This window comes from Bacillus sp. SD127 (genome assembly GCF_058566445.1).
In genome coordinates, this window is record NZ_CP191226.1 from 1,720,503 (window position 1) to 1,744,544 (window position 24,042).

Genomic DNA, 24,042 nt, shown 5'->3' on the forward strand with positions numbered 1-24,042 from the left:
CATTGACGGAGAAGGGGATTTGAATGGAAATCAAACATATCATGGTAGCCGGCGCCGGACAGATGGGAAGCGGAATTGCCCAAACAGCGGCTGAAGCCGGCTTTTATGTGCGGCTGTATGATTTGAATCCGGAGGCAGCGGAAACTGGGTTTCAGCACATAAAAAAGCATTTGAACCGTGCTGCTGAAAAAGGAAAAAAGACGGAAGCTGAAGTGAAGGCTGTTATCAGCCGTATTTCGCTTTCCACCGCGCTGGAGGAGGCGCAGCATGCGGATGTTGTGATTGAAGCAATTGCAGAAAGCATGACGGCAAAAACTAAATTGTTCAAAAACCTTGATCATATTTGCCCGGCTCATACGCTTTTGGCCAGCAATACATCTTCCTTGCCTATAACAGAAATTGCAGCTGTCACAAACCGTCCTGAACATGTCATTGGCATGCATTTTATGAACCCCGTTCCTGTGATGAAACTGGTTGAAGTCATTCGCGGCCTGGCGACATCAGATGAAACTGCGTCAGCCATTATTGCATTAGCGGAAAAAATGGGGAAAACGCCGGTCAAAGTCAATGATTTTCCCGGATTTGTCTCCAACCGTGTGCTTCTCCCAATGATTAATGAAGCCATCTATTGTCTTTATGAGGGGGTAGCTGAGCCAAACGCAATAGACCAGGTTATGAAACTTGGCATGAATCACCCGATGGGTCCGCTTAAATTAGCTGATTTTATCGGGCTGGACACGTGTTTGTCGATAATGGAAGTCCTTCACTCCGGGCTTGGAGACTCCAAGTACCGTCCTTGCCCGCTGCTTCGTAAGTACGTCAAAGCAGGGTGGCTCGGCAAAAAGAGCGGACGCGGCTTTTATCATTACGGCGAGGAGAAGAATACCTGAAGTCAATTCCAATCCGGGGGTGGCCGAGTTGCATTTAACCCAAGAGCAAGTCATGATGCGAAAGATGGTGCGTGATTTTGCCCGAAAAGAAATTGCTCCTGCTGCGGAGGTCATGGAGAAAACAGATGAATTTCCATTTCAGCTAATGAAGAAAATGGGTGAACACGGCTTGATGGGAATACCAGTGCCGGAACAGTATGGCGGCGCTGGAGCGGACGTTGTTTCTTATATTTTGGCCATTCATGAGATTTCTAAAATCAGCGCGGCGGTCGGTGTCATTCTTTCGGTTCATTCCTCAGTGGGCACAAATCCGATTTTGTACTTCGGAAACGAAGAGCAAAAAGTGAAATATATACCGAAACTCGCCTCAGGCAACTACTTGGGTGCATTTGCGCTGACTGAGCCTTACTCTGGATCGGATGCCGGGAGCCTTCGCACCACAGCAATCAAAAAGAACGGCAAATATATTTTAAACGGATCGAAAATTTTCATAACAAACGGCGGTGCCGCTGACCTCTATATTACGTTTGCTTTAACTGCTCCAGGCCAAAACAGGAGCGGGATTTCGGCTTTTATCGTTGAAAAGAACACACCGGGTTTTACAGTCGGCAAAAAAGAAAGAAAGCTGGGGCTTCACGGGTCCAATACAACAGAGCTGATATTTGAAAATGCGGAAGTGCCGGAAGAGAATTTGCTGGGCGAAGAGGGCGATGGATTTAAAATTGCGATGGCGAATCTGAATGTGGGGCGCATCGGCATTGCAGCACAAGCGCTGGGAATCGCAGAGGCTGCCCTAGAATATGCGGTTGCTTACGCGAAACAGCGTGTCCAATTCAACAGGCCTATCGCAGCCAATCAAGGCATATCGTTTAAGCTCGCCGATATGGCGACAAGAGCAGAGGCGGCAAGGCACCTTGTCTATCATGCGGCAGATCTCCATAACCGCGGCCTGGCCTGCGGAAAGGAAGCGTCCATGGCTAAACAATTTGCTTCCGATTCAGCGGTGAAGGCTGCCCTTGAGGCAGTCCAGATTTATGGAGGATATGGTTATATGAAGGATTATCCGGTCGAACGGCTGCTTAGGGATGCAAAGGTAACACAAATTTATGAAGGTACAAATGAAATTCAAAGACTCATTATTTCCAAGCACCTGCTTGGCGCAATCTGACAGATAATAACGCAAAGCGGAGGTTGAGAATATGGATGGTAAACAGCATTTTTCTCCAGGTCTGGATGGGGTCGTCGCGGCAGAAACGGATATTTCTTATCTTGACACACAGTACAGCCAGATATTGATTCGAGGCTATGATTTAATTGATCTTTCAAAAACCAAAAGCTATCTAGAACTGGTACATCTATTGCTGGAGGGGAGGCTGCCGGATGAAAATGAAACGGAAACGGTCAAAAGGAAGGTCAACAGCGCTTCAAACCTGACGGCTGACATTGTCCGTCTTCTTGAGCTGCTGCCTGAACATACTCATCCGATGGATTGTCTGCGAACCGGGGTATCGGCTCTTGCCGGCTACGACCGCCAAATTGACGATCGGTCGCCTTCTGCAAACAAGGAACGCGCCTATCAGCTTTTAGGGAAAATGCCTGTGCTCACAGCAAGCAGCTATAGAAAGATAAATAAAGGAAAACCGATTCCCCCGCTTCAGCACCTATCCTACAGCGCGAATTTCTTATACATGATGACAGGGAAAATACCGTCCGCATTGGAAGAGCGGATCTTTGACCGTTCACTCATTCTGTACAGTGAGCATGAGATGCCGAATTCAACCTTTACGGCCAGGGTGATTGCTTCAACACAATCGGATCTTTATGGCGCATTGACAGGAGCTGTAGCTTCTTTGAAGGGGAATCTTCATGGGGGCGCAAACGAAGCGGTCATGTATATGCTTTTGGAGGCTAAAACAAAGCCTGATTTTGAACAAATCCTGTTATCAAAACTGAGAAAAAAAGAAAAAATCATGGGCTTCGGCCACCGGGTGTACATGAAAAAAATGGACCCGAGAGCGCTAATGATGAAAGAAGCGCTTCAGCAATTATGCGATCAAGCCGGAGATCACCGTTTATACGAAATGTGTGAAGCAGGGGAGCAGCTGATGGAGCGGGAAAAAGGGCTTTATCCGAATTTGGATTATTACGCCGCCCCGGTGTATTGGATGCTTGGCATACCAATTCCGTTGTATACACCTGTCTTTTTCAGTGCGAGAACGGCAGGCTTATGCGCACATGTGATTGAACAGCATACCAATAACCGCTTGTTCCGTCCGCGTGTCCGCTATACCGGCCCGCGATATGAGAACAAATCCAAATCATGAAAGGAATGGGTCGAATGCTGAAAACGGATCATGTCATTGAAGAAATAACAGACTATGTGCTTGAGAAAGAGATTACGAGTTCAGAAGCGTTTACAACGGCAGGTCACGTTTTGCTGGATACACTCGGCTGCGGGATTTTAGCGCTCCGCTATCCCGAATGCACCAAGCTGCTCGGCCCGATTGTCCCCGGAACCATTGTGCCAAACGGAAGCAGAGTGCCGGGAACGTCATATGTTCTTGATCCTGTACGGGCGGCATTTAACATAGGGTGTATGATCCGCTGGCTTGATTACAACGATACGTGGCTTGCGGCGGAGTGGGGGCATCCGTCAGATAACTTGGGGGGCATTCTTGCGGCGGCTGATTATGTATCAAGAGTGAGGCTGTCTGAAGGAAAAGAGCCATTAACGGTTCGCGACGTCCTTGAAGCGATGATCAAGGCTCACGAAATTCAAGGTGTGCTGGCTTTAGAAAACAGCTTAAACCGTGTCGGGCTTGATCATGTGTTGTTTGTCAAGGTGGCAACGACGGCTGTAGCCGCAAAGCTGCTGGGCGGCGGAAGGGAAGAAATCAATCATGCGCTTTCGAATGCTTGGATTGACAATGCAGCCTTGAGGACATACCGGCATGCACCTAATACAGGCTCGCGCAAATCGTGGGCCGCAGGAGATGCGACCAGCAGGGGCGTTCATCTCGCACTGATGGCATTAAAAGGGGAAATGGGTTACCCGACAGCTTTGACAGCTCCGGGCTGGGGGTTTCAAGACGTATTATTCAACAAGAAAGAGATCAAGCTCGCCCGCCCGCTTGACGCGTATGTCATGGAAAATGTGTTGTTCAAAGTCTCTTATCCTGCGGAATTCCACGCCCAGACAGCGGCAGAGTGTGCCGTCATTCTTCATCCGCAGGTCAAAGACCGTATCGATGAAATTGACCGTGTTGTTATCAGAACGCATGAATCAGCTATTCGCATCATTGATAAAAAAGGCCCGCTGCATAATCCCGCGGATCGCGATCATTGTCTGCAATACATCACAGCGATTGGTTTAATATTCGGTGATATCACTGCACAGCATTATGAGGCTGATACGGCAAGTGATCCAAGAATAGATAAACTTAGAGAAAAAATGGAAGTGACTGAAAACAAAGCATATACGGAAGATTATCTCAAACCAGATAAACGCTCCATTTCAAATGCCGTTCAGATTTATTTTAAAGACGGAACGAGTACAGAGATGGTTGAATGTGAATTTCCGCTGGGCCATCGTTTTCGAAGAGGCGAGGCTGTGCCAAAATTGTTAGAAAAGTTTTCTGCGAATCTCAAAACCCATTTTTCTGAGAAGCAGCAAAAACATATTTACAAGCGCTGCACCAGCTCTGAAACATTACAAACGATGCGTGTAAACGATTTTGTCGATATGTTCTGTATGTGAAAGGAGGATTCATATCTTGTCTTGGATCGTCAATAAGCAATCGTCACAAGAAGAGCTTGCTGAACGCTTCCGCAAGCTGATGTGTGCGCCGGAAATATTGCAAATTCCCGGTGTTCATGACGGGATGGCCGCCTTGCTTGCGAAGGAGGCCGGTTTTTCTGCCTTATACTTATCGGGTGCGGCTTATACGGCCAGCAGGGGGCTGCCTGATCTCGGAATTGTTACGTCGGCAGAAATTGCCGAACGGGCAAAAGATCTTGTCCGCGCAGCAGACCTGCCTTTGCTCGTTGATATCGATACGGGCTTTGGCGGGGTATTAAACGCTGCCCGCACCGCCCGCGAGATGCTGGAAGCAAGGGTGGCAGCTGTGCAAATAGAGGACCAGCAGCTTCCGAAAAAATGCGGGCATTTGAATGGCAAACAGCTTGTCCCGGCTCAGGAATTGGCGCAAAAAATAAAAGCCATTAAACAAGCGGCACCATCCCTTGTGATTGTCGCCCGTACAGATGCAAGAGCGCAGGAAGGACTTGAATCCGCAATAAAACGCGCTTTGGCATACATTGAGGCGGGAGCGGACGCAATTTTCCCTGAAGCGCTTCAAACGGAAAACGAATTTCGCCAGTTTGCTGAACAGATCCCTGTCCCGCTTCTTGCCAATATGACTGAGTTTGGGAAAACGCCGTATTATCATGCAGATGAATTTGCTGCTATGGGGTTTCAGATGGTGATCTATCCGGTCACCTCGCTCAGAGCTGCGGCAAAGGCTTATGAACGGATGTTTAGCTTGATAAGGGAGCGCGGATCGCAAAAAGAAGGGCTTGATGATATGCAGACGCGTAAGGAGCTGTATGAAACGATTTCTTATTATGATTATGAAGCACTGGACAAAACGATTGCCAAAACCGTCTTGCCTGATAAATAATGCGAACAAAAAAGCCGGAGCACTCTCCGGCTTTTTTACATCTTTTGTTTTCTGAATCGCGGACTGACTTGATTGCGTTTTCTGTCTCTGTACAAGATGAACCCGGCCAGCACATACAGGCCGAAAACGAAAAAGATTAATCCTGATAAACCTTGGAGCCAAAGAGAAGAAAATGGCTTTACCGTATGGCCGAAAAGCATATCTCTCATCAGTTTAATGCCTAAAGCAGAAATGGCGCCGGGGAGCACTAAAATCAAAAGCGCAAGAAGTCGGCTCATGTTCAGAAAACCCCTTTATTTTTCATTTCCTTTATTGTCCAGCGGAAAAAATATTTTGTCAAGAGAAGAAAACGTGGTAACATAGGGTTGTGCAAATTATTGCAACGGAAAAAACAGGTATGCAAATTTTTTCATACAAAGGGGTATCGGGATGCAGAAGGTACTGATCGTAGGTGCCGGTAAAAGGGGAACGGCGTTATTACAAATTCTCATTAAAACAGCCATCATAGACATTATTGCCGTGGTTGACAAAAACCCCGAAGCGCCGGGATTAAAAGAAGCAAAACATTATGGAATTGCCGTTTCATCTGATTGGAAACCATACATACAACAAAAGCCGGATATCGTCATTCATACAACGGGTGATCAAGCTGTACTTGACGAACTCCTTCAGGAAAAACATGAGCAGACCATTGTTATGCCGGGAAAGATGGCTTACATTGTGTTTCAGCTTATGGAAGAAAAACAGCAGCTGATTCAAATGCTAAAAGAACAAACATACAAACATGACCGAATCTTTAATTCCACCCACGACGGAATGATTTTTATTGATATCAATGAAGAGATCATTCTGTTTAATCATATGGCTGAAAATATGGTGGGAAAACAACGTGAGGAAGTCATTGGACGCCCGATCAAAGAAGTCATCCCGAGCACAAAGATGCCTCGGATTTTAAAAACGAGAGAGCCTGAATACAATCAAAAACAGCTCTTGGGTGAAAATTTGCAAATTGTAACAACAAGGCTGCCGATCATTGATGAAGGCGGACGTCTGCTCGGAGCACTCAGTGTATTTAAGGATATTACAGATGCGGTCGAGCTGGCGGAGGAAGTGACAAATTTAAAACAGGTGCGCACGATGCTGGAGGCGATTATACAATCCTCCGACGAGGCGATTTCTGTCGTTGATGAAAACGGCATTGGCCTGTTGATCAATAAAGCATACACAAAAATGACTGGGCTTTCTGAAAAAGAAGTCATCGGCAAGCCGGCGAGCACTGATATTTCTGAAGGGGAAAGCATGCATTTAAAGGTGCTTGAGACAAGACGCCCAGTGCGCGGCGTCAGAATGAAGGTCGGCCCGAATAAAAAAGAGGTCATCGTCAATGTAGCGCCGGTGATTGTGGATGGCATTTTAAAAGGCAGTGTCGGAGTGATCCATGACGTGTCAGAAATTAAAATGCTGACCGCGGAGCTTAACAGGGCCAGGCAGATTATCCGCACGCTCGAAGCGAAATATACCTTTGACGATATTATCGGCAAAAGTGAGCAAATACTGGTTGCGCTTGAGCAGGCGAAGCTTGGAGCGAAAACGCCGGCAACGATTTTGCTGCGCGGAGAATCGGGCACGGGCAAAGAGCTGTTTGCCCATGCCATCCATAACGAAAGCGACAGGAAATACAATAAATTCATCCGCGTAAATTGCGCCGCTCTTTCAGAAAATCTTCTGGAATCAGAACTGTTTGGCTACGAGGAAGGCGCGTTTTCGGGAGCGAAGCGCGGCGGCAAGAAGGGCTTATTTGAAGAAGCCAATAACGGCAGCATTTTCTTAGACGAAATCGGCGAGCTGACGCAAAATATGCAGGCGAAACTGCTGCGCGTCCTTCAAGAAAAAGAGATCGTCAGAGTGGGAGGCACGAAGGCAATCCCTGTTAATGTGAGAATTATTGCAGCCACAAATGTAAATATCGAAAAAGCCATGGCGGATGGGACGTTCCGTGAAGATCTGTATTACCGCATCAATCGCTATCCCATCTCTATTCCCCCTTTGCGTCAGCGGATTGAAGACATTGAAGCGCTCAGTGAAAGGCTCATTCAAAAAATTAACCGCGATTACGGCCGGAATGTAAAGGGACTGACCCAGCAAGCTTTGCGGGCATTGTCGGCTTACCATTGGCCGGGGAATGTCCGCGAGCTGGAAAATGTCCTTGGACGAGCAATGATTTTTCTGAAGCCGCACATGGAATGGATTGAAAAGGAGCATTTGCCTGTATTTGAAATAGAACAAAAAGAAAACAGCGCAGAACAGGGAGCCGGTTTTGATTTTCCTGACATCGAAGGCGAAAAGCTGTCTAAGGCCGTTGAAAAATTTGAAGCGCACTTGATTCAGCAAACGCTGGAAAAGCATCATTTTAACCGTACGAAAACAGCGAAAGCCCTCGGCGTCAGCATTCGAAATTTATATTACAAAATGGATAAATACGGCCTTGCAAATGAAGGCATGCAATAATTTGCAGAATAAGCGCAAACGTCTGCACGAATCTTTCTTCGCATCCATCATGACAGCATCGCACCGAGCTGGCATAGAACTTGCATAATAAAAAGCGGAGTCGAGACACGAAAGGTGGTAACTGATGAAGCTGAAAGATTTGATCGGCAAAGCGTCGATGTACAAAAACAAGACCATTGCGGTTGCTCATGCTGAGGATGAGGAAGTGATCCGGGCTGTGAAACTGGCAGCCGAGCATTTGTCCGTCCGTTTTTTATTAGTGGGCGACAGCAAAAAACTGAACGACCTGACATCCTCCATGCAAGGGCATCAAGTGGAAATCATTCATGCCAATACGCCGGAGGAATCGGCGAAGCTAGCGGTTCGCGCTGTTCATCAAAAAAAAGCAGACGTCTTAATGAAAGGGAATGTGCCGACTTCTGTTTTGCTTAAAGCGGTATTAAACAAACAGGAAGGGCTGCGGAAATCCCGTGTCCTTTCTCATGTGGCCGTGTTTGATATTCCTGACTTTGAGAGACTGATGTTTGTGACAGATTCGGCTATGAATATTGCCCCTTCGCTGGAGGAGCTTCAGCAGATTCTTCAAAATGCTGTTCATGTCGCGCGTGCAGTAGGGAACAATATGCCAAAAGCGGCTGCCCTTGCAGCGGTAGAAACGGTAAATCCGAAGATGGAAGCGACGGTCAATGCAGCTGCTCTCGCCCAAATGTGCAAAAGAGGGCAGATTAAAGGGTGCATTGTAGATGGACCGCTTGCCTTGGATAACGCAGTATCGCAAATTGCCGCGGCTCAGAAAAAGATTTCGGGAGACGTAGCGGGCAGCGCCGATATCCTTCTTGTCCCTTCGATTGAAGCGGGAAATATTTTATATAAATCACTGATTTATTTTGCGAAAGCACACGTGGCGGCTGTCATTACGGGGGCCAAAGCGCCGATTGCATTAACGAGCAGAGCGGATTCCGCTGAAAACAAACTGTATTCGATCGCGCTGGCATTATGCGCATCTGAAGAATACACACTTTAGGAGGAACTGATATGGAACTTTTTAAATATATGGAGCAATACGATTATGAGCAATTGGTTTTCTGCCAAGACGAACAATCAGGATTAAAGGCAATTATCGCAATTCATGATACAACACTGGGACCAGCGCTCGGCGGAACGAGAATGTGGACGTATGAAAATGAAGAAGCTGCGATTGAAGACGCACTGAGACTTGCAAGAGGCATGACCTATAAAAACGCGGCGGCAGGCTTAAACCTGGGTGGCGGAAAAACGGTTATCATCGGCGATCCGCGCAAGGATAAAAATGAAGAAATGTTCCGCGCGTTCGGCCGTTATATTCAAGGGCTTAACGGCAGATACATTACGGCTGAGGATGTCGGCACAACGGTTGAGGATATGGATATCATTCATGATGAAACAGATTTTGTCACAGGTATTTCCCCAGCATTCGGCTCTTCAGGAAATCCGTCTCCTGTTACTGCTTACGGGGTGTATAAAGGCATGAAGGCTGCCGCTAAAGCTGCATTCGGCACGGACTCTCTTGAAGGAAAAACCATCGCTGTACAGGGTGTTGGCAACGTGGCTTACAATCTATGCCGCCACCTTCATGAAGAAGGAGCAAGCTTAATCGTTACGGATATCAACAAGCAATCAGTTGAACGTGCGGTACAAGATTTTGGCGCTCGTGCGGTTGATCCAGAAGATATTTATTCTCAGAACTGCGATATTTATGCGCCGTGTGCTCTTGGTGCAACCATCAATGACGATACTATTAAGCAGCTGAAAGCTAAAGTGATTGCAGGCGCGGCTAACAATCAGCTGAAAGAAACTCGCCACGGCGATCAAATTCACGAAATGGGCATTGTTTACGCACCGGACTACGTCATCAACGCGGGCGGCGTTATCAACGTTGCGGATGAGCTTTATGGCTATAATGCGGAACGTGCACTGAAAAAGGTTGAGGGCATTTACGCTAACATTGAACGTGTCCTTGACATTTCCCAGCGTGACGGCATTCCGACGTATTTAGCGGCTGACCGCTTGGCTGAAGAACGAATTGAACGCAATCGCCGCTCAAGAAGCCAGTTTTTGCAAAACGGCCACCATATATTAAGCAGACGCTAAGAAATTGATCTGGAGGTTTTGAAATGCTACATGATGAAAAACGCATTCTCACCATTAATCCAGGCTCAACTTCAACGAAAATCGGTGTTTTTCATAATGAACGCAGTATTTTTGAAAAAACACTGAGACACGACATAGAAGAGCTGCAGCAGTTCGACCATATTATTGACCAGTATGAGTTTCGAAAAAAGCATATCCTCGAATCGCTTCATGAACAGGGCATCAATATTTCAAAATTTGATGCTGTCTGTGCCAGAGGGGGTCTTCTCCGTCCGATAGAAGGCGGGACATATGAAGTGAATGACGATATGATTGAGGACTTGAAAAGCGGTTATGCAGGACAGCATGCCTCCAATTTAGGAGGCATTATCGCAAGAGAAATTGCTGATGGCCTCAACATTCCATCTTATATTGTAGACCCTGTTGTAGTTGACGAAATGTCAGAGCTCGCTAAAATATCAGGCATGCCGGAAATTGAACGGAAAAGCATTTTTCATGCTTTAAACCAAAAAGCTGTCGCCCGTAAGGCGGCAGACTCTCTTGGCAAACGATATGAGAATATGAAAATGATCATTACTCATTTGGGCGGCGGCATTACAATAGGTGTACATGACCGGGGCCGGGTGGTGGACGTCAACAACGGCCTTCACGGAGAGGGACCGTTCAGTCCTGAACGCGCAGGAACAGTGCCTGCGGGGGATCTCGTCGATTTATGCTTTTCAGGAGAATATACAAAAGAAGAAATGATGAAAAAACTGGTGGGAACCGGCGGGCTCTCCGGTTATCTCGGTACAAATGACGCTGTGAAAGTAGAACAAATGATTCAGGAGGGCGATGAAAAAGCCCGCTTAATTTTTGACGCCATGGCGTATCAGGTAGCGAAGGAAATCGGAGCAGCAAGCGCCGTTTTAAAAGGCGAAGTCGAGGCCATTGTTCTGACAGGAGGTCTGGCTTACGGCAAAAGCTTTGTTTCCAGCATCAGATCATACATAGATTGGATTTCGGACGTTTTAGTATATCCGGGAGAAAACGAACTGCAATCTCTGGCACAAGGGGCGCTCAGGGTATTGCAGGGCGAAGAGCAATCCAAACAATATCGCATTGAATAGACAGACAGGAGTGAGTCAGATGGCAACTGAGTATGATGTAGTCATTCTGGGCGGCGGTACAGGCGGTTATGTCGCGGCGATCAGAGCGGCGCAGCTCGGCTTAAAAACAGCCGTTGTAGAAAAAGAAAAGCTCGGTGGAACATGCCTGCATAAAGGCTGTATTCCGAGTAAAGCGCTGCTGAGAAGCGCGGAAGTGTACCGGACAGCCCGTGAAGCCGATCAATTCGGAGTCGAAACGTCCGGCGTTTCCCTCAACTTTGAAAAGGTACAGCACCGTAAGCAGGCTGTTGTTGATAAGCTTGCAGCAGGCGTCAATCATTTAATGAAAAAAGGAAAAATTGACGTGTATGACGGATATGGGCGCATCCTCGGACCGTCTATTTTCTCTCCGCTGCCGGGAACGATTTCTGTTGAACGGGGAAATGGCGAAGAAAATGACATGCTGATCCCGAAGCAGGTCATTATAGCTACAGGTTCAAGGCCGAGAATGCTTCCGGGTCTGGAAGCGGACGGAGAGTTTGTTTTGACCTCGGATGAAGCGCTCCAAATGGAGGAGCTTCCAAAATCGATGATCATCGTCGGCGGAGGGGTCATTGGAATCGAATGGGCATCCATGCTTCATGACTTTGGCGTAAACGTAACGGTTATCGAATATGCGGACCGGATATTGCCGACTGAAGACCAGGACATTTCAAAAGAAATGCAAAGCCTTCTTACGAAAAAAGGAATTCAGTTTGTCACAGGAGCTAAAGTGCTGCCTGATACGTTGAAAAAATCATCAGGCGAAATCAGCATACAGGCGCAAAAAGACGGAGAAACCGTTACCTACTCTGCTGAAAAAATGCTCGTTTCCATCGGCAGACAGGCAAATATCGAAGGAATCGGTATAGAAAACACCGATATCGTCACTGAAAACGGCGTCATTTCAGTAAATGAAAGCTGCCAAACGAAGGAATCTCATATTTATGCAATCGGAGACGTAATCGGCGGCCTTCAGTTAGCTCATGTTGCATCGCATGAAGGAATCATTGCCGTTGAGCATTTTGCGGGTCTCAATCCGCATCCGCTTGATCCAACACTTGTACCGAAGTGCATTTACTCAAGCCCTGAAGCTGCCAGTGTCGGCTTAACAGAAGATGAGGCAATAGCGAATGGGCATAATGTCAAGATCGGCAAGTTCCCATTTATGGCAATTGGAAAAGCGCTTGTATATGGAGAAAGCGACGGATTTGTAAAAATCGTGGCGGACCGTGAAACGGATGATATTCTCGGCGTGCATATGATAGGCCCGCATGTCACTGACATGATATCAGAAGCAGGTCTTGCAAAAGTGCTAGATGCGACGCCATGGGAGGTCGGACAAACGATCCACCCGCACCCGACGCTGTCTGAAGCGATTGGAGAAGCAGCGCTTGCTGCAGATGGCAAAGCCATTCATTTTTAAAAGCATAAAGGAGGCGCTCGAATGAGTACAAACCGACATCAAGCATTAGGGCTGACTGATCAGGAAGCCGTTGATATGTATAGAACGATGCTGTTAGCTAGAAAAATCGATGAAAGAATGTGGCTGTTAAACCGCTCTGGTAAAATCCCGTTTGTTATCTCTTGTCAAGGACAGGAAGCAGCACAAGTAGGAGCAGCTTTCGCCCTTGACCGTGAAACGGATTATGTGCTGCCTTACTATAGAGACATGGGTGTCGTGCTTGCGTTTGGCATGACTGCGAAGGACTTAATGATGTCCGGGTTTGCCAAAGCAGCAGATCCAAACTCAGGAGGCCGCCAAATGCCGGGGCATTTCGGTCAAAAGGAAAACCGGATCGTGACGGGGTCTTCTCCGGTAACAACGCAAGTGCCGCATGCGGTCGGCATTGCGCTGGCTGGACGAATGGAGAAAAAAGACATTGCGGCTTTTGTCACATTTGGAGAAGGATCTTCAAACCAAGGCGATTTCCATGAAGGGGCAAACTTTGCCGCTGTTCATAAGCTTCCGGTTATTTTTATGTGTGAAAACAACAAATACGCGATTTCGGTCCCTTACGATAAGCAAGTAGCATGTGAAAATATTTCAGATCGTGCCGTAGGCTATGGAATGCCTGGCGTAACGGTGAATGGAAACGATCCGCTCGAAGTTTATCAAGCGGTGAAAGAAGCGCGTGAACGGGCGCGAAGAGGAGAAGGCCCTACCTTAATTGAGACGATTTCTTACCGCCTGACACCGCATTCCAGCGATGACGACGACAGCAGCTACAGAGGCCGTGAAGAAGTAGAGGAAGCGAAAAAAAGTGATCCCCTATTTACTTATCAAGCCTACTTAAAGGAAATAGGCCTGCTGACCGAAGAGATAGAACAAACCATGCTGGACGAAATCATGGCAATCATAAACGAGGCGACAGATGAAGCGGAGAACGCTCCTTATGCAGCTCCTGAGTCAGCGCTCGATTATGTGTATGCGAAGTAGGGAGGAAGTACAAATGTCAGTAATGTCATATATTGATGCGATCAATTTGGCAATGAAAGAAGAAATGGAACGAGATTCACGTGTCTTCGTTCTTGGGGAAGATGTAGGAAAAAAAGGCGGGGTATTTAAAGCCACAGCCGGTCTGTACGAACAATTTGGAGAAGAGCGTGTCATGGATACGCCGCTTGCTGAATCAGCGATCGCCGGAGTCGGTATCGGAGCGGCTATGTACGGCATGAGGCCGATTGCCGAAATGCAGTTTGCTGATTTTATTATGCCGGCGGTAAACCAGATTATTTCTGAGGCTGCTAAAATCCGCTACCGCAGCAACAATGACTGGAGCTGCCCGATCGTTGTCAGAGCGCCGTACGGTGGCGGCGTGCACGGAGCGCTTTATCATTCTCAATCAGTCGAAGCGATTTTCGCCAATCAGCCCGGACTGAAAATTGTGATGCCTTCAACGCCATATGACGCGAAAGGACTCTTAAAAGCCGCAGTTCGTGATGAAGACCCGGTGCTGTTTTTTGAGCACAAGCGCGCGTATCGTCTGATCAAAGGAGAGGTTCCGGCAGATGATTATGTACTTCCTATCGGCAAGGCTGATGTAAAAAGGGAAGGCGACGACATCACGGTGATCACATACGGGCTTTGTGTCCACTTTGCTTTACAGGCTGCAGAACGTCTCGAAAAAGACGGCATTTCTGTACATGTGGTGGATTTAAGAACGGTATACCCGCTTGATCAAGAAGCGATCATCGAAGCGGCATCCAAAACCGGAAAGGTCCTTTTGGTCACAGAAGATACAAAAGAGGGCAGTATCATGAGTGAGGTGGCTGCCATTATATCCGAGCATTGTCTGTTCGACTTAGACGCGCCGATCAAACGGCTTGCAGGTCCTGATATTCCGGCTATGCCTTATGCGCCGACAATGGAAAAATACTTTATGGTCAACCCTGATAAAGTAGAAGCGGCGATGAGAGAATTAGCGGAGTTTTAAAGACGTAAGGAGGATACGATCATGGCAATAGAACAAATGACGATGCCGCAGCTTGGCGAAAGCGTAACAGAGGGCACGATCAGCAAATGGCTTGTCGCCCCTGGAGATAAGGTGAACAAATACGATCCGATTGCGGAAGTCATGACAGATAAGGTAAACGCGGAGGTTCCGTCCTCTTTTACCGGTACAATAACAGAGCTTGTGGGAGAAGAAAGCCAGACCCTGCAAGTCGGAGAAGTGATTTGCAAAATCGAAACAGAAGGCGCAAAGCCGGCTGAACAAAAACAAGATCAGGCGGAAGCGCCAACTGCCGGGCAAGCTGCTCCTGAAAGCCGCACTGAAGCAGCCAGTCAGGCCAATAAGAAACGTTTTTCTCCAGCCGTACTTCGTTTGGCCGGAGAGTATGGCATTGACCTTGAGCAAGTGACAGGAACGGGCGCCGGCGGAAGGATCACGAGAAAAGATATTCAGCGTATCATTGATTCAGGCGGCGTTTCAGAACAGACTGAAGAGCCAAAAGCAGCAGCTCCTGCACCAGCGCAAAAACAGGAGACGAAAGAAAACGTTTCTCATCCTGCTTCAGCAGCCGGGGATAAAGAAATTCCTGTCACAGCTGTTAGAAAAGCAATCGCTTCAAATATGAAACGAAGCAAAACAGAAATTCCTCACGCTTGGACGATGATGGAAGTCGATGTCACAAACATGGTGGCATACCGAAACAGTATAAAAGATTCCTTCAAGAAAACAGAAGGCTTTAATTTAACTTTTTTCGCTTTTTTCGTAAAAGCGGTCGCTCAGGCGTTAAAGGAATTCCCGCAAATGAACAGCATGTGGGCGGGGGACAAAATCATTCAGAAAAAAGATATCAACATTTCAATCGCGGTTGCCACGGAAGATTCTTTATTTGTTCCGGTGATCAAAAACGCTGATGAAAAAACGATTAAAGGCATTGCGAGAGAAATTACCGACCTTGCCAAAAAGGTAAGAGACGGAAAACTGTCAGCAGACGATATGCAGGGAGGAACGTTTACCGTCAACAATACAGGTTCGTTCGGATCTGTTCAGTCGATGGGAATCATCAATTATCCTCAGGCTGCGATTCTTCAAGTGGAATCGATCGTCAAACGCCCGGTTGTCATGGATCATGGCATGATTGCGGTCAGAGATATGGTCAATCTGTGCCTGTCTTTAGATCACAGAGTGCTTGATGGCCTCGTGTGCGGAAGATTCCTGGCACGTGTCAAAGAAATTTTAGAATCGATAGATGAGAAAACATCTGTCTACTAAACAAACAGAAAGAGCATTTTTTGAACGATAACTTCGAAAAATGCTCTTTTTCTATGTACCATTATTCTGCGATTCGGATTTTCATTTCAACCCGATATTCTTCTTGTTTTTTCGGAGAATAATGAATCGGTATGATTAACTCGTAAACATCACTGATAACCGTTAATTGACGGTCCGTGATATACTTGATCAGCTTTTGTAAGTTGAGAAAATAATGCTCTGGCGAGAAATTATAAGCGATACAAACATATTTGCCTTTTGGTATTGTTGTGATTTCCATATCCGGCGTAATCGCAGAAATTTGTTTATTCGTTAAGACAGGCGTAAAAATATGCCGGTAAGTCATTTCATCAATGTTGTTGTACGGCTGAAACGAGAAAGTAGCACCGTAGCTATTGTTCGAAAAACCATCGGCTGATTCGATAAATGTTTTTAGTTTGCTGTATGAGGCGTTGAGCACGTTTTCAGGCCCGATTCCCTCTGCCTCTGTCTGTATAATCCGTATTTCTGCTTCATCTAGAACAAACACCTCGCCGAGCGCAGGATATTCCATCTGCCGTTTCATTCGCTTTTTCACCAGAGAAATGGTCTGCTCCAATGTTGATAAAAAATCTAATTTCTCCCTGATTTGCTTTTCCTGCTCTGTATAAAAAGCAAACAGTTCCTCCATCTCTAATTCCTGTGCCTTTTTCATCTCTTCTAAAGGTGTGCCGATATATTTTAATGATTTGATCAAATCAAGATGATAGAGCTGGGAGTCAGTATAATAGCGGTAGTTCGTATCCGGGTCGACGTAGGCGGGTTTAAATAAATCAATCTTATCGTAATAACGAAGCGCTTTAATCGACACATTTGCCAGTTTTGAAACTTGTCCAATTGAGTAAAACGAGTCCTTCATGCCATCACTCCCCTTAAGATCAGTATAATAAAAAAGCGCATCCTTTGCAGTACACAAAGAATACGCCTTTTTTACATGCTGGCTTTTATATGGGCAGGGGCTTTCCAGGCAATGGTCAGCGCAATGCCTATGGCTAATGCTACTGTTGCAAAATAGAATGGATAGTTTAAGTCAATATCGAATAGCATTCCACCGATGATGGGGCCGAACACATTGCCGATACTCGTAAACATTGAATTCATCCCGCCGGCAAATCCCTGTTCATTTCCCGCAATTTTTGACAGATAGGTTGTTACTGCCGGGCGCATAAGATCAAATCCGACAAATACGGTGAAGGTAACTAATAAAATCGCAGCATATGAATTTACGATGGTCAGCAAAAACACAAGACTTGTTGAGAGAATTAAGCTGTAGCGGATTAAACGGATTTCCCCAAACCACCTTGTGAAGCGGTCGAATAAGACGACTTGCGTGATGGCTCCGACAATTGCTCCCCCAGTTATCAAAATGGCAATGTCACTGGCCGTAAATCCGAATTTATGATCAACGAATAACGCAAATAAAGATTCAAACGATGCTAATCCAAAAGACGATATTAAAATGATGAGAAAAGCAATGAAATACATAGGTGCAAAAATCCGCTTGAATCCTGTCTTTTGGCCCTCTATTTTCTCATTCTCAGGATTTCGCTCCGGTTCCCGAAGCGTTAGCATCGATAAAATGGCTGCTATTAACGCAAAGGCTGCCGCAAAGAAGAAAGGCAGACGGGAATGGATTTCCGCTAAAAATCCGCCAATGCCGGGACCGATAATAAAACCTGTTGAAATAGCGGCTGACATATAGCCGAGCGCTTTCGGCCGTGTTTTAACAGTAGTGATATCGGCGATAAAAGCCGTGACCCCGGGCATAATGAAAGCAGCACTGATGCCGCCAAGCATACGGGATATAAATAAAATGTCAACTGTTTTTCCGATGCCGAATAAAAACTCTGAAACACTAAAAAACAACAGGCCAATCACGATCATAATTTTGCGTCCGAAGCGGTCAACCCAGCGTCCGGCGATTGGTGACACAATAAGCTGCGTAACAGCGAAGCATGCAACCATATAGCCGACCGCGGTACCGGATAAATGCAATTCATTCATAATCGCGGGCGTTACCGGAATCACAAGCCCGATCCCTAAAAAAGCAATGAATAAATTGGTTAATAATATAGCTAATGTGATGTTCTGTTTCTTCATGTGACTTCCCCTTTTTACGAAAGTGTATCCCTTATACTGTAAGACCTCCTCTTAGGGGAGAGTCAACGGATTTCTTTCTATGAAGCTGTTCGCACTTTATAAACGTCCTTTACCAGCGGACAGTTATTCATTGCTGGGAATAAGCATGTCAATGTGCTGCGGAAGGACTTGAATCACAGCGGGTGTATGTGTGTACACTTCTCCATCTGTATCAGCCTTTTTGACGGTATCCGTTTCAATTTCGACGCGAGAGGCCTGAACATAGGACAGCTCACCGGTGAACCGCTCTGTTGTGCCCTGTTCCATATTCATCAGCTCGCGCAAAGCGGAGAGATTGGTGCTGCGGCAAATGAGGATATCAAGTAATCCGTCACATATACTGGCATCCGGCAGGGGAATTCGATTCGTTCCGATGTACTGTCCGTTCATGACAAGAAGCATAACGGCTTCATCTTTTATCTCTTGCCCATCGATTGTCAATGAAATAGGAAAGGATTCAGCAGATGAGACGGTCCGTAACGCGCTTGTAAAATAGCTGATTTTTCCTAATAGCGCTTTTTCCGTTTCGTTGATTTGATTCGATGTTTCTGCGATCAGGCCGATCCCCCAGAAATTCAAAAAATAACGATCGTTCATCTGGCATACATCAACCTTGGATTTTTTTCCTGACACGAGTGCTTCGGCTGCCTTTGCAAGATGTTGAGGAATGCCCAGCACTCTTGAAAAGTCATTGCACGTTCCGCCAGGCAAAATACCGACAGCTGGCCTTCTTTCTAAAGTACTGATGCCATTGATGCATTGATGGACTGTACCGTCGCCGCCGAGAATAAAGACAGTCTCGATAGAATCATCTATTGAACGGCAAAAATGATAGGCATCGTCTTTTTTCTTTGTCTGTTTAATGATCACCTCATCTAACGATTGTGATAACACCGGCACAACAGCTCCTAATGCTTTTTCTATATTTTTGTTGCCGGCGTTTCCGTTATGAATAAGTAAAGCTTTCCTGTGGCTCATACAAAACTGCTCCTTTATTTATACATCTGATTATATAATTCCCTTATCTTGTAAGGAGTAAACGGAAAGCAAAAAATCCTCCGATATAAGCGGTGGCATTTGCCGATAAGGCGGTTTCCTTGCTATCATAAGAACAGATGATGAAAAAGGAGAGGTCTTCATTGAACATGGACTTTAATTTATTTATGAATGATGTTGTCCGCCAAGCGAGACAAGAAATTACAGCTGCCGGATATACCGAACTGAAAACAGCTGAAGAGGTGGACGAGGCACTTACGAAAAAAGGAACGACGCTTGTCATGGTCAATTCTGTCTGCGGATGCGCGGGCGGGATCGCAAGACCGGCTGCATACCATTCCGTTCATTATGACAAAAGACCTGACCAGCTCGTGACTGTGTTTGCGGGACAGGATAAAGAAGCGACGGCAAGAGCGCGCGAATATTTCGAAGGATATCCGCCATCCTCTCCGTCATTTGCTATTCTAAAAGACGGAAAGATCATGAAAATGGTCGAGCGTCATGAAATTGAAGGACATGAGCCAATGGCAGTTGTCTCAAAACTGCAGGAAGCCTTCGAGGAATATTGCGAAGAAGTATAAGATAAAACCCCGGATGCCCGAGTGGCACGGGGTTTTTTTGTGCATAAAATTCTAAGTCATGATGAATAAATATTAGAGTTTATTCAATGGATGCGCTATAAAAGATGTCCTTTTGCCTAGTGATAGGAGAAGAGATTGCTGGAAAAATAAGCTTCGAGATAATTTTTAAAAATAGTATTGCATAAAAATAAGAAAGTGTTTAAAATACAAATTAACGAATAAATATTCAAATATGATAAAAGTAATGAATATGGGGGAAATGGATCATGAAAAAATGGCTCTTATTACTGGTAGCTGCGTGCATCACCTTTGCATTATCTGCTTGCGGCTCAAGCAGTTCAGGTTCAGAAAGCGGCAAGAAAAAATTAGTTATGGGAACTTCGGCGGATTACAAACCGTTTGAATATAAAGATGGCGATAACATTGTCGGTTTTGATGTAGATTTGGCAAAGGCCCTTGCGAAGAAAACCGGCTACGAAATTGAAGTGCAGGATATGGACTTTAACAGCTTAATTACAGCACTGAAATCAAAACAAGTTGATTTGGTTTTGTCAGGAATGACACCGACGCCTGATCGTAAAAAACAAGTTGATTTTTCCGATGTATATTACACAGCGAATCATATGATTGTCAGCAAAAAAGACAGCGGCATTAAGTCTTTAAAAGATCTCAAAGGAAAAACAGTCGGCGTTCAGCTTGGCTCCATTCAGGAAGAGAAGGGGAAAGAGCTTTCTCCGGAATATGATTTTAAAACAGAAGACCGCAACAGAATTTCTGATTTGGTGCAGGAAATCAAATCTGACCGCTTTGACGCCGCGATTATTGAAGACATGGTGGCAGAAGGGTATTTCAAATCAAATGATGACCTGCAGGGCTTCGTGATTCCTGATGCGAAAGCGGAAGAAGCCGGTTCTGCGATTGCTTTCAGAAAAGACAGTGAGCTGACGGACAAATTCAATAAAGCGCTCAAAGAAATGCAAGATAACGGAGAGCTCGAAAAATTGAAGAAAAAATGGTTCACTGGCGAGAAGTAAAAAAGCGGCTCAACTTTTTCGTTGAGCCTTTTTATTGAATAGGAAATCTTTTTTCCTGTAAGAAAAGGAGACAAAGGCTATGAATTTGGATTTTTCAGCAACGATCCCCCAAATTCCTTTTATATTAGAAGGCTTAGCAATCACATTAAAAATTGTTGTTGTATCTGCTATTATCGGACTTATATTAGGGATTGTGCTAAGCTTATGCAAGATCAGCACATTCCGCCCGCTGATCTGGATTGCTGATTTTTACACATCAGTATTTCGCGGCACGCCTTTAGTGCTGCAGCTTATGATTGTTTATTTCGGGCTCCCGCAGCTGCTCGGCTTTCAAATTGACCAGTTTTGGGCGGCGGTTGTCGCATTGTCACTGAATTCCGCTGCTTATGTATCGGAAATTATCAGAGCGGGAATCAACGCAATTGATAAAGGGCAAAAAGAGGCTGCTGTCGCACTGGGTGTTCCGTACGGCAAAATGATGAAGGATCTGCTTTTGCCGCAGGCCTTCAAAAATATATCACCTGCCATTGTAAATGAATTAATTACGTTAACAAAAGAATCGGCGATCGTTACAGTTATTGGTCTTGGCGATGTCATGAGACGCGCGTATCAAGCTGGCGCCGCCACTTACAATTACCTTGAGCCGCTGATTATCGCCGGATTGATTTATTATGTGCTTGTCCTTATTTTAACGTTTATCGGCAAGGCTGTAGAAAGGAAGCTGAAATCCAATGATTAAGGTTGAAAAGCTGTCAAAATCATTTGGGAAACATGAAGTATTAAAAAACATTTCAACAAACATCGCTGAAGGTGAGGTTGTTGCCGTCATCGGCCCTTCAGGCTCAGGCAAATCAACATTTCTTCGCTGTTTGAATCTCTTGGAGAAACCTAACGGCGGAACCATCACAATTAAAGACAAAGAGATTACGCAGCCGAAAACCAATACATTAAAGGTACGGGAAAACATCGGAATGGTATTTCAGCATTTTCATCTTTTTCCGCACAAAACGGTTCTCGAAAATATCATGTACGCGCCTGTAAATGTCAAAAAAGAATCCAAGCAGACTGCACAGGGAAAAGCCGAAGAGCTGCTGCGCAAAGTCGGATTGTTTGAAAAGCGAAATGACTATCCAAACCGTTTATCAGGCGGACAAAAGCAGCGTGTCGCCATCGCTCGTGCTTTGGCAATGAATCCTGAAATCATGCTGTTCGACGAGCCAACGTCCGCGCTTGACCCTGAAATGGTCAAAGAAGTGCTCCAGGTCATGAAAGAACTGGTCGAAACCGGTATGACCATGGTAATCGTTACACACGAAATGGGCTTTGCAAAAGAAGTGGCCGACCGCGTGTTATTTATGGATGAAGGAATGATCGTCGAGGACGGCAACCCGAAAGAATTTTTTCTTTCGCCAAAATCCAAAAGAGCGCAGGACTTTTTAGAAAAAATATTATAGAATATAGGGAAAAAGGAGAAGGCTTGTGCTTCTTCTTTTTTGTTGAAGAAACAAATAGAATGGAGTCCGACATGTTTAAAATTGGTTACCGCACAATAAAGACCGCACTTGGAACAGCTCTGGCTATTTATTTAAGCCAGCTATTGCATTTGCAAAACTTCGCATCAGCAGGAATCATCACCATTTTGTGCATACAAATCACACAAAAACGGTCGCTTCAAGCGTCATGGGCCCGATTTGCAGCATGCTGTCTGGCAATTTTCTTTTCCTATCTCTTTTTCGAACTGATTGGTTATCATCCATTTGTCATTGGATTGCTTTTGCTGATTTTCATCCCGACAACAGTTGTATTAAAAATCAACGAAGGTATCGTCACCAGCTCTGTTATTATCCTTCATCTGTATATGTCCGGCGGCATTACGCCCCAATTCATCTGGAATGAAGTCCAGTTAATTACGGTGGGAATCGGCGTTGCTCTTTTAATGAATCTGTATATGCCGAGCCTTGACCGGAAGCTGATCGCCTATCGAAAAAAGATAGAGGACAATTTTGCTGTCATTTTCGCAGAAATCGAACGGTATTTGTTAACTGGTGAGCAAGATTGGACAGGAAAAGAAATTCCGGAAACACACCAGTTAATCACTGAAGCCAAAAACCTGGCGTACCGAGATGTACAAAACCACATTCTGCGCCACGAAAATCAGCACTATCATTATTTTAAAATGAGAGAAAAACAATTTGAAATCATCGAGGGTCTTCTTCCTAAAGTGACATCCATCTCCATTACGGTGGATCAGGGAAAAATGATTGCTGAATTTCTTCGTGATCTGCGGGAAGCAATTCACCCGGGGAATACAGCCTACAAATTTTTGAAAAGACTTGCTGACATGAGAAAAGAATTCGAAGAGATGCCGCTTCCTGCGACAAGAGAAGAATTTGAAGCGAGAGCCGCACTCTTTCATCTTCTTGGGGAAATGGAGCAATATTTAGTGATCAAAAGTTATTTCAAAGGAATCAAAGCAGAAAAATCGCTCGCTTAACTCGCATGAGCTCATCCTCCATTGGTCAACCTAATGGAAAAGGAGGAGCTTATGCGTTTTTTCTTATGTTCAATATTGATGATTATTTCTCCGATATGGCCTCTTGGCGAAAATCCGCTTCCAGGTGACCCGTATGTTATTGTCAACAAGAAAACAAATGAGCTTGCTGTCATCATCGACAACAAAATTGAAGGCGTTTATCGTGTGGCAACCGGAAAGTCGGATGATCTGACGCCTGAGGGAGAATTTTCGATTACAGTAAAAGCGGCGAATCCTTATTACAGAAAGAAAAATATTGAAGGCGGAGCTTCTGAGAATCCGCTTGGGGCAAGATGGATTGGGTTTGATGCGAGAAGGACAGACGGCCGGATATACGGTATTCACGGAACAAACCGGGAAGAATCTATCGGTCAATTTGTATCTAACGGCTGTATACGAATGCATAACGATGAAGTTGTCCATCTGTTTCAAGAGATTCCGGTGGGGACGAGAGTGCTGATCACGAAAGACTCCCGGTCTTTTGAGGAGATTGCCATTGAGCATAAAGCCCTGATAAAAAAGCAGGTTGTTCCTGTTCAATAGGCCGCCTGCTTTTTTATCATTATAAAAACATAACGATTCCTGAGAGTACTGTTGAAAGAATAAAAACTCCCAAAATCACGATTAAAACGCTTTTCATCAGTTTTTGAGACATGGTTTCA

The 24,042-nt window shown here is 45.5% G+C and carries 24 protein-coding genes; 19 read left to right on the plus strand and 5 right to left on the minus strand.

What is annotated here, in order from left to right:
* The first annotated feature begins 23 nt into the window (after positions 1 to 23).
* From ACQVGS_RS08950 to prpB, 5 genes are read left to right on the plus strand one after another with little or no spacing between them, the layout of a single operon-like run.
* Entirely contained in the window at positions 24 to 890 is an 867-nt protein-coding gene (locus tag ACQVGS_RS08950; protein WP_400153496.1) for a 3-hydroxybutyryl-CoA dehydrogenase, read from the plus strand.
* 28 nt (positions 891 to 918) lie between these two features.
* Positions 919 to 2,058 carry an acyl-CoA dehydrogenase gene (locus tag ACQVGS_RS08955; RefSeq protein WP_024121994.1) on the plus strand — a complete coding sequence of 380 codons (1,140 nt, stop codon included), beginning with the start codon at positions 919 to 921 and terminating at the stop codon, positions 2,056 to 2,058.
* A gap of 31 nt (positions 2,059 to 2,089) precedes the next feature.
* Complete coding sequence (gene mmgD / locus ACQVGS_RS08960) at positions 2,090 to 3,214, plus strand: citrate synthase (protein ID WP_491831422.1); 1,125 nt, start codon at positions 2,090 to 2,092, stop codon at positions 3,212 to 3,214.
* Between the two features lie 14 nt (positions 3,215 to 3,228).
* Positions 3,229 to 4,647, plus strand: coding sequence for a bifunctional 2-methylcitrate dehydratase/aconitate hydratase (locus tag ACQVGS_RS08965; protein WP_487445878.1), 1,419 nt, complete (start codon positions 3,229 to 3,231; stop codon positions 4,645 to 4,647).
* Positions 4,648 to 4,663: 16 nt separating this feature from the next.
* Entirely contained in the window at positions 4,664 to 5,569 is a 906-nt protein-coding gene (gene prpB / locus ACQVGS_RS08970; RefSeq protein ID WP_106020077.1) for a methylisocitrate lyase, read from the plus strand.
* A 35-nt stretch (positions 5,570 to 5,604) separates the two neighbouring features.
* On the opposite strand, the gene ACQVGS_RS08975 is transcribed toward prpB, so the two are convergent.
* Positions 5,605 to 5,847, minus strand: coding sequence for a DUF2627 domain-containing protein (locus ACQVGS_RS08975; RefSeq protein WP_024121990.1), 243 nt, complete (start codon positions 5,845 to 5,847; stop codon positions 5,605 to 5,607).
* Between the two features lie 151 nt (positions 5,848 to 5,998).
* Here ACQVGS_RS08975 and ACQVGS_RS08980 point away from each other — a divergent pair, with 151 nt between their 5' ends.
* The 8 genes from ACQVGS_RS08980 (at position 5,999) to ACQVGS_RS09015 (ending at position 16,058) form a co-directional block, all read left to right on the plus strand.
* Positions 5,999 to 8,077 carry a sigma-54 interaction domain-containing protein gene (locus ACQVGS_RS08980; RefSeq protein WP_106020076.1) on the plus strand — a complete coding sequence of 693 codons (2,079 nt, stop codon included), beginning with the start codon at positions 5,999 to 6,001 and terminating at the stop codon, positions 8,075 to 8,077.
* Positions 8,078 to 8,201: 124 nt separating this feature from the next.
* Positions 8,202 to 9,101: a phosphate butyryltransferase gene (yqiS, locus tag ACQVGS_RS08985; RefSeq protein ID WP_059293634.1), complete on the plus strand. Its 900-nt coding sequence runs from the start codon at positions 8,202 to 8,204 to the stop codon at positions 9,099 to 9,101.
* A gap of 11 nt (positions 9,102 to 9,112) precedes the next feature.
* Complete coding sequence (gene bcd, locus ACQVGS_RS08990; protein ID WP_024121987.1) at positions 9,113 to 10,207, plus strand: branched-chain amino acid dehydrogenase; 1,095 nt, start codon at positions 9,113 to 9,115, stop codon at positions 10,205 to 10,207.
* A 23-nt stretch (positions 10,208 to 10,230) separates the two neighbouring features.
* Positions 10,231 to 11,316 (plus strand): butyrate kinase, encoded by a 1,086-nt coding sequence (gene buk / locus ACQVGS_RS08995; RefSeq protein ID WP_024121986.1) that lies wholly within the window; start codon positions 10,231 to 10,233, stop codon positions 11,314 to 11,316.
* A gap of 19 nt (positions 11,317 to 11,335) precedes the next feature.
* Positions 11,336 to 12,760 carry a dihydrolipoyl dehydrogenase gene (gene lpdA, locus ACQVGS_RS09000; RefSeq protein ID WP_106022131.1) on the plus strand — a complete coding sequence of 475 codons (1,425 nt, stop codon included), beginning with the start codon at positions 11,336 to 11,338 and terminating at the stop codon, positions 12,758 to 12,760.
* Positions 12,761 to 12,781: 21 nt separating this feature from the next.
* The gene (gene bfmBAA, locus ACQVGS_RS09005) at positions 12,782 to 13,774 is read left to right on the plus strand and encodes a 3-methyl-2-oxobutanoate dehydrogenase subunit alpha (protein ID WP_024121984.1); all 993 of its coding nucleotides are present in this window, start codon (positions 12,782 to 12,784) and stop codon (positions 13,772 to 13,774) included.
* A gap of 13 nt (positions 13,775 to 13,787) precedes the next feature.
* Positions 13,788 to 14,771 (plus strand): 3-methyl-2-oxobutanoate dehydrogenase subunit beta, encoded by a 984-nt coding sequence (bfmBAB, locus tag ACQVGS_RS09010; RefSeq protein ID WP_103672249.1) that lies wholly within the window; start codon positions 13,788 to 13,790, stop codon positions 14,769 to 14,771.
* Between the two features lie 21 nt (positions 14,772 to 14,792).
* Positions 14,793 to 16,058, plus strand: a complete 1,266-nt coding sequence (locus tag ACQVGS_RS09015) for a dihydrolipoamide acetyltransferase family protein (protein WP_400153499.1) — start codon at positions 14,793 to 14,795, stop codon at positions 16,056 to 16,058.
* Between the two features lie 61 nt (positions 16,059 to 16,119).
* On the opposite strand, the gene ACQVGS_RS09020 is transcribed toward ACQVGS_RS09015, so the two are convergent.
* The 3 genes from ACQVGS_RS09020 to ACQVGS_RS09030 all read right to left on the minus strand — a co-directional run bounded on the left by ACQVGS_RS09020 (position 16,120) and on the right by ACQVGS_RS09030 (position 19,214).
* Entirely contained in the window at positions 16,120 to 16,956 is an 837-nt protein-coding gene (locus ACQVGS_RS09020; protein WP_024121981.1) for a MerR family transcriptional regulator, read from the minus strand.
* Positions 16,957 to 17,027: 71 nt separating this feature from the next.
* Complete coding sequence (gene bmr, locus ACQVGS_RS09025; RefSeq protein WP_024121980.1) at positions 17,028 to 18,197, minus strand: multidrug efflux MFS transporter Bmr; 1,170 nt, start codon at positions 18,195 to 18,197, stop codon at positions 17,028 to 17,030.
* Between the two features lie 123 nt (positions 18,198 to 18,320).
* Complete coding sequence (locus ACQVGS_RS09030) at positions 18,321 to 19,214, minus strand: YegS/Rv2252/BmrU family lipid kinase (protein ID WP_151175132.1); 894 nt, start codon at positions 19,212 to 19,214, stop codon at positions 18,321 to 18,323.
* A gap of 161 nt (positions 19,215 to 19,375) precedes the next feature.
* Here ACQVGS_RS09030 and brxB point away from each other — a divergent pair, with 161 nt between their 5' ends.
* The 6 genes from brxB (at position 19,376) to ACQVGS_RS09060 (ending at position 23,923) form a co-directional block, all read left to right on the plus strand.
* Positions 19,376 to 19,813 (plus strand): bacilliredoxin BrxB, encoded by a 438-nt coding sequence (brxB, locus tag ACQVGS_RS09035; RefSeq protein ID WP_024121978.1) that lies wholly within the window; start codon positions 19,376 to 19,378, stop codon positions 19,811 to 19,813.
* Positions 19,814 to 20,079: 266 nt separating this feature from the next.
* Positions 20,080 to 20,847, plus strand: coding sequence for an arginine ABC transporter substrate-binding protein ArtP (gene artP / locus ACQVGS_RS09040; protein WP_127696787.1), 768 nt, complete (start codon positions 20,080 to 20,082; stop codon positions 20,845 to 20,847).
* A 79-nt stretch (positions 20,848 to 20,926) separates the two neighbouring features.
* On the plus strand, positions 20,927 to 21,586 hold the full coding sequence (gene artQ, locus ACQVGS_RS09045; RefSeq protein WP_014664528.1) for an arginine ABC transporter permease ArtQ: 660 nt from the start codon (positions 20,927 to 20,929) through the stop codon (positions 21,584 to 21,586).
* Positions 21,579 to 22,301 (plus strand): arginine ABC transporter ATP-binding protein ArtM, encoded by a 723-nt coding sequence (artM, locus tag ACQVGS_RS09050; RefSeq protein WP_024121976.1) that lies wholly within the window; start codon positions 21,579 to 21,581, stop codon positions 22,299 to 22,301. Before artQ ends, artM begins: the two co-directional genes overlap by 8 nt.
* Positions 22,302 to 22,372: 71 nt before the next feature.
* Complete coding sequence (locus ACQVGS_RS09055) at positions 22,373 to 23,341, plus strand: aromatic acid exporter family protein (RefSeq protein WP_400153501.1); 969 nt, start codon at positions 22,373 to 22,375, stop codon at positions 23,339 to 23,341.
* Positions 23,342 to 23,392: 51 nt separating this feature from the next.
* Positions 23,393 to 23,923: a L,D-transpeptidase gene (locus ACQVGS_RS09060; RefSeq protein ID WP_106020071.1), complete on the plus strand. Its 531-nt coding sequence runs from the start codon at positions 23,393 to 23,395 to the stop codon at positions 23,921 to 23,923.
* A gap of 19 nt (positions 23,924 to 23,942) precedes the next feature.
* Here the strand turns inward: ACQVGS_RS09060 and prli42 are convergent, their stop codons facing one another.
* Positions 23,943 to 24,035: a stressosome-associated protein Prli42 gene (gene prli42, locus ACQVGS_RS09065; RefSeq protein WP_003226489.1), complete on the minus strand. Its 93-nt coding sequence runs from the start codon at positions 24,033 to 24,035 to the stop codon at positions 23,943 to 23,945.
* Between the last annotated feature and the right edge of the window lie 7 nt (positions 24,036 to 24,042).

What these genes read in the sequence shown, in the direction of transcription:
- ACQVGS_RS08980 (WP_106020076.1), top strand. Translation starts at nt 5,999, where the DNA reads ATGCAGAAGGTACTGATCGTAGGTGCCGGTAAAAGGGGAACGGCGTTA.
- ACQVGS_RS08975 (WP_024121990.1), bottom strand. Translation starts at nt 5,847, where the DNA reads ATGAGCCGACTTCTTGCGCTTTTGATTTTAGTGCTCCCCGGCGCCATT.
- ACQVGS_RS09015 (WP_400153499.1), top strand. Translation starts at nt 14,793, where the DNA reads ATGGCAATAGAACAAATGACGATGCCGCAGCTTGGCGAAAGCGTAACA.
- bfmBAB (WP_103672249.1), top strand. Translation starts at nt 13,788, where the DNA reads ATGTCAGTAATGTCATATATTGATGCGATCAATTTGGCAATGAAAGAA.
- ACQVGS_RS09020 (WP_024121981.1), bottom strand. Translation starts at nt 16,956, where the DNA reads ATGAAGGACTCGTTTTACTCAATTGGACAAGTTTCAAAACTGGCAAAT.
- bcd (WP_024121987.1), top strand. Translation starts at nt 9,113, where the DNA reads ATGGAACTTTTTAAATATATGGAGCAATACGATTATGAGCAATTGGTT.
- artQ (WP_014664528.1), top strand. Translation starts at nt 20,927, where the DNA reads ATGAATTTGGATTTTTCAGCAACGATCCCCCAAATTCCTTTTATATTA.
- mmgD (WP_491831422.1), top strand. Translation starts at nt 2,090, where the DNA reads ATGGATGGTAAACAGCATTTTTCTCCAGGTCTGGATGGGGTCGTCGCG.
- ACQVGS_RS09055 (WP_400153501.1), top strand. Translation starts at nt 22,373, where the DNA reads ATGTTTAAAATTGGTTACCGCACAATAAAGACCGCACTTGGAACAGCT.
- artP (WP_127696787.1), top strand. Translation starts at nt 20,080, where the DNA reads ATGAAAAAATGGCTCTTATTACTGGTAGCTGCGTGCATCACCTTTGCA.
- ACQVGS_RS09030 (WP_151175132.1), bottom strand. Translation starts at nt 19,214, where the DNA reads ATGAGCCACAGGAAAGCTTTACTTATTCATAACGGAAACGCCGGCAAC.
- buk (WP_024121986.1), top strand. Translation starts at nt 10,231, where the DNA reads ATGCTACATGATGAAAAACGCATTCTCACCATTAATCCAGGCTCAACT.
- artM (WP_024121976.1), top strand. Translation starts at nt 21,579, where the DNA reads ATGATTAAGGTTGAAAAGCTGTCAAAATCATTTGGGAAACATGAAGTA.
- prli42 (WP_003226489.1), bottom strand. Translation starts at nt 24,035, where the DNA reads ATGTCTCAAAAACTGATGAAAAGCGTTTTAATCGTGATTTTGGGAGTT.
- ACQVGS_RS09060 (WP_106020071.1), top strand. Translation starts at nt 23,393, where the DNA reads ATGCGTTTTTTCTTATGTTCAATATTGATGATTATTTCTCCGATATGG.
- bmr (WP_024121980.1), bottom strand. Translation starts at nt 18,197, where the DNA reads ATGAAGAAACAGAACATCACATTAGCTATATTATTAACCAATTTATTC.
- bfmBAA (WP_024121984.1), top strand. Translation starts at nt 12,782, where the DNA reads ATGAGTACAAACCGACATCAAGCATTAGGGCTGACTGATCAGGAAGCC.
- ACQVGS_RS08950 (WP_400153496.1), top strand. Translation starts at nt 24, where the DNA reads ATGGAAATCAAACATATCATGGTAGCCGGCGCCGGACAGATGGGAAGC.
- ACQVGS_RS08965 (WP_487445878.1), top strand. Translation starts at nt 3,229, where the DNA reads ATGCTGAAAACGGATCATGTCATTGAAGAAATAACAGACTATGTGCTT.
- lpdA (WP_106022131.1), top strand. Translation starts at nt 11,336, where the DNA reads ATGGCAACTGAGTATGATGTAGTCATTCTGGGCGGCGGTACAGGCGGT.
- yqiS (WP_059293634.1), top strand. Translation starts at nt 8,202, where the DNA reads ATGAAGCTGAAAGATTTGATCGGCAAAGCGTCGATGTACAAAAACAAG.